Origin of the sequence: Litorivivens sp., assembly GCF_041625495.1 — a bacterium.
Classification (GTDB): Bacteria; Pseudomonadota; Gammaproteobacteria; order Pseudomonadales; family Spongiibacteraceae; genus Litorivivens.
This window is the reverse complement of the sequence record NZ_JBFJTH010000251.1, coordinates 1-3,796: the sequence shown is the minus strand read 5'-3', so window position 1 is coordinate 3,796 and position 3,796 is coordinate 1. Positions and strand designations below refer to the sequence as shown.

General features: G+C 52.8%; 3 protein-coding genes. All 3 read left to right on the top strand.

The features are described 5' to 3' along the window. On the top strand, positions 1-1,189 hold a 1,189-nt coding region (ectB, locus tag ABYP39_RS17940; RefSeq protein ID WP_372783971.1), incomplete at its 5' end, for a diaminobutyrate--2-oxoglutarate transaminase. Between the two features lie 108 nt (positions 1,190-1,297). Then, complete coding sequence (locus tag ABYP39_RS17935; RefSeq protein ID WP_372750621.1) at positions 1,298-1,699, top strand: ectoine synthase; 402 nt, start codon at positions 1,298-1,300, stop codon at positions 1,697-1,699. 47 nt (positions 1,700-1,746) lie between these two features. Then, a complete protein-coding gene (locus ABYP39_RS17930; protein WP_372783969.1) occupies positions 1,747-3,183 on the top strand; it encodes an aspartate kinase in 1,437 nt (478 codons plus the stop codon). Positions 3,184-3,796: the final 613 nt, after the last annotated feature.

Below are 3,796 nucleotides of genomic sequence, written 5' to 3'. Positions count from 1 at the left end.
GCTTTACGATACCGAGGGCAAGGAATACATCGATTTTCTGGCGGGTGCCGGCACGCTTAACTACGGCCACAACAATCCCGTTCTGAAAGAGGCGCTGATTGAATACCTGCAGGCTGACGGCATCGCCCACGGGCTGGATATGCACACCCGTGCCAAGGAGGAGCTGCTGACGGCCTTTGATGAGTGCATTCTCAAGCCGCGCAACCTCGAGTATCTGCTGCAATTTACCGGCCCGACTGGCACCAACGCGGTGGAAGCCGCGATGAAAATTGCTCGCAAGGTAAAAGGGCGCAGTGAAATTATTGCTTTCACCAATGGTTTTCACGGTTGCTCGCTGGGCGCACTGGCGGCTACCGGTAACCGTCATCACCGTGGCGGTAGTGGTGGTGTGTCATTGCCTGACGTAACCCACATGCCATATTCGAACTACTTCGGTAACGATGTAGATACGATCGCGATGATTGATCAGCTGATCGAAGACCCCTCCAGTGGTGTAGATCAGCCAGCAGCGGTATTACTAGAAACCGTTCAGGGCGAGGGTGGCCTGAATGCGGCCAGCTTTGAGTGGCTGCAAGGCATCGAAAAGCTGTGCAAGAAGCATGACATGCTGATGATTGTCGACGACATTCAGGCGGGTTGTGGTCGTACCGGTACCTTCTTCAGTTTTGAGCCGGCTGGTATCAAACCTGACATCGTGACCTTGTCGAAATCACTGAGCGGCTTTGGTCTGCCTTTCGCGCTGGTCTTGATGCGTCCTGAATTGGATATCTGGGAGCCGGGTGAGCACAACGGTACCTTCCGTGGTAACAACCACGCCTTCGTTACCGCGGCTACGGCGATTCGCCACTTCTGGTCAGACGACAGTTTTGCCAAGGAGGTACAGGAAAAGGCAGATCTGTTAACCAAGCGCTTCCAGGAAATTGCCAATATGGCAGGTCCGTCAAACATGCAGCCCAAAGGGCGCGGCATGATGCAGGGTCTGAGCTGTAAAGATGGTGATTTGGCGAAGCTCGTGATTACGCGTTGCTTCGAGCTGGGCTTGGTGATCGAAACCTCCGGCGCCTACGATCAGGTAGTGAAATGTCTGTGTCCGCTGACCATCACGATGGAAGAGCTGAACAAGGCACTGGATATTATCGAGCAGAGCGTGAAGGACATTATGACCAATCGCTATCAGAAAGCTTCTTGAGAAAGATCTTTCTCTACAAAAGCTAAGGGTGTGCTTGTTCAGTGATGCAAGAGTTCGCTGCACCATGCCCTTACACACAATACAAAAGACAAAGGTTGAGGAAGCGCTATGATCGTCAGAACGCTACAGGATTGCATTAACAGTGAGCGCCATGTGCGCTCAGACAACTGGGAAAGTACGCGCATGTTGCTCAAGAATGACAACATGGGTTTTTCCTTTCATATCACCCGCATTTTCGCGGGCACGGAAACGCCTATTCACTACCAGAATCACCTGGAATCGGTGTATTGCATATCGGGTAAGGGCGAAGTGGAAACCTGTGATGACGGAAAAATTCATCGCATTGAGCCAGGTACCATTTACATCCTGGACAAGCACGACAAGCATCTGCTGCGCGCGGATGAAGGCGAAGACATTGTGTTTGCCTGTGTGTTTAACCCGCCGCTGCACGGCAAGGAAGTGCACGACAAAGACGGGGTCTATCCACTTGAAGCAGATGAAGTGAAATAGAAGAGCCTAAGCGAAATCCACCATCCTTGACGACTCAGGGGGAGACTATGTCACATACCGTTGAAAAAATTGGCGGTACGTCGATGAGCCAGTACGAGGCCGTGCGCGATAACGTAATTATCGGCCAGCGTGAGGGCAGCGAGTTATACAATCGAGTATTTGTAGTGTCAGCTTACGGCGGCATGACAGACAAACTACTGGAAGCAAAAAAAGGCGGTAAAGCCGGCGTTTATGCGTTGTTCGCAGGTTCTGACAACGACGGTGAGTGGCGAGAAGCGCTGAAACAAGTGCGCGAAGCTATGCTGTCGGTGAATGAATCGTTGTTTGAATCCGGTGAACTGCTTGATCAGGCAAACGGCTATATTGACGAGCGCATCAATGATGCGGATCGCTGCTTGAGTGATCTCGATCGTCTCTGCCAGCATGGTCATTTTGAGCTGGAAGGGCAGTTGCTGACTGTGCGGGAAATGCTCGCGAGTCTCGGTGAAGCCCACAGCGCCTGGAACATGACGCATCTGTTGCAACGCGATGGGATCAGCGCGCGTCTGGTCGACCTCAGCGGTTGGCGTGCCGATGCGGCCCTGCCGCTGGACGAACATATACGCAATGCGTTCAAGAGTGTCGATCTTGGCAAGGAACTGGCCATTGTCACCGGCTATGCGCATTGCGAAGAAGGTCTGATGGCGACCTTTGATCGCGGTTACAGTGAGATGACCTTCAGTCGAATTGCGGTTATCACGGAAGCCCGTGAGGCGGTAATTCACAAAGAATACCACCTCAGCAGCGCGGACCCTCGCGTAGTTGATGAAGAGAAAGTGGTTCCCATTGGTCGTACCAATTACGACGTGGCCGATCAGTTGGCCAATCTCGGCATGGAAGCGATTCACCCGCGTGCTGCTAAGGGTCTGCGCCAGCAGAATATTCCGCTGCGGGTGAAAAACACGTTTGAGCCTGAGCACAGCGGCACCCTGATAACCCGCGATTATGTAAGTGATTCGCCCTGTGTTGAAATCATTGCCGGCAAGCAGGTGGTGTATGCAGTGGAGTTGTTTGACCAGGAGATGGTTGGCGACGTTCACAGTTATGACCAGGAATTTCTGGGGCTGGTTAAAAAGCTCAAGGCCAAGATCATCACCAAGGATCTGAACGCCAATACCATCACCATGTACCTGGGCACTAACCTGAAAACCGTCAAACGCATTATTCGTGAGCTGGAGTCGGCCTACCCCAAAGCCGAGATCAGTTACCGCAAAGTAGCGATCGTGTCGGCCATTGGCAGCGATATGCAGGTGCCGGGCATGTTGGCGAAAACGGTTTCCGCGTTGGCCGAGAGCAATATCAGTGTGTTAGCCATGCACCAGTCTATGCGGCAGGTGGATATGCAGTTTGTAATCAATGAAGATGATTACAACAAGGCGATTCAGAGTCTGCACCGTTGTCTGGTTGAGCCACACAACCATGGTCTCGCTATCTGCGCGGCCTGATACACCCCCTCCCTCGCTGCAGAGAGGGGGCATGCGCCCTCTGAAATGGCAAAATTCGTTTGAACTACAATAGTTACATCCCCTGCAGCAGCGCTAGAGCTGGCTAGCTCTGGTCTGTGGTGTTGGAGCTTGTCGACTCCGGTGTCTCGCGGCGCCGGGTGTAGCCCTGCGTCCTATCGTGGGGTGGCTTTGCGGTCACTCATGATATGAGTGACTGATATGCATCTTTGTGAGCAGATTCAGGTGCCGAATGGACCCGATATGGTTTTTGCGCAGACCGAAAGTGATTTGCCGGAGTCTTTTCAGGGCCTTGGAAAGCCCGTAACATCAAGGTATTGCCTCTAATAAGAGATGGGCTGCTGGTTATTGTGCCTGGTGAGCTCTAGTGGTATCTACGTAGCGAAATATACCAGTTGAATGCGATACGGTATGGGTTAGAACTGGGAGAGTCCCTCCTAGGCGACCATCCGGTAGAGGCTCTGCAGCAACACGCGATGGTCGTACAGTTAGCTTTGACTTACAGGGCGGAGCAGGAGAGCGCAGCGCGCATGAATACTCAGACAGTGTTAGTGGTGGACGATTCCAGCGGAGACCGGTTGGTAATTCGTCGAGC

Excerpts from the sequence above, each read along its gene's own strand:
- ABYP39_RS17935 (WP_372750621.1), top strand. The coding sequence starts at position 1,298 with ATGATCGTCAGAACGCTACAGGATTGCATTAACAGTGAGCGCCATGTG.
- ABYP39_RS17930 (WP_372783969.1), top strand. The coding sequence starts at position 1,747 with ATGTCACATACCGTTGAAAAAATTGGCGGTACGTCGATGAGCCAGTAC.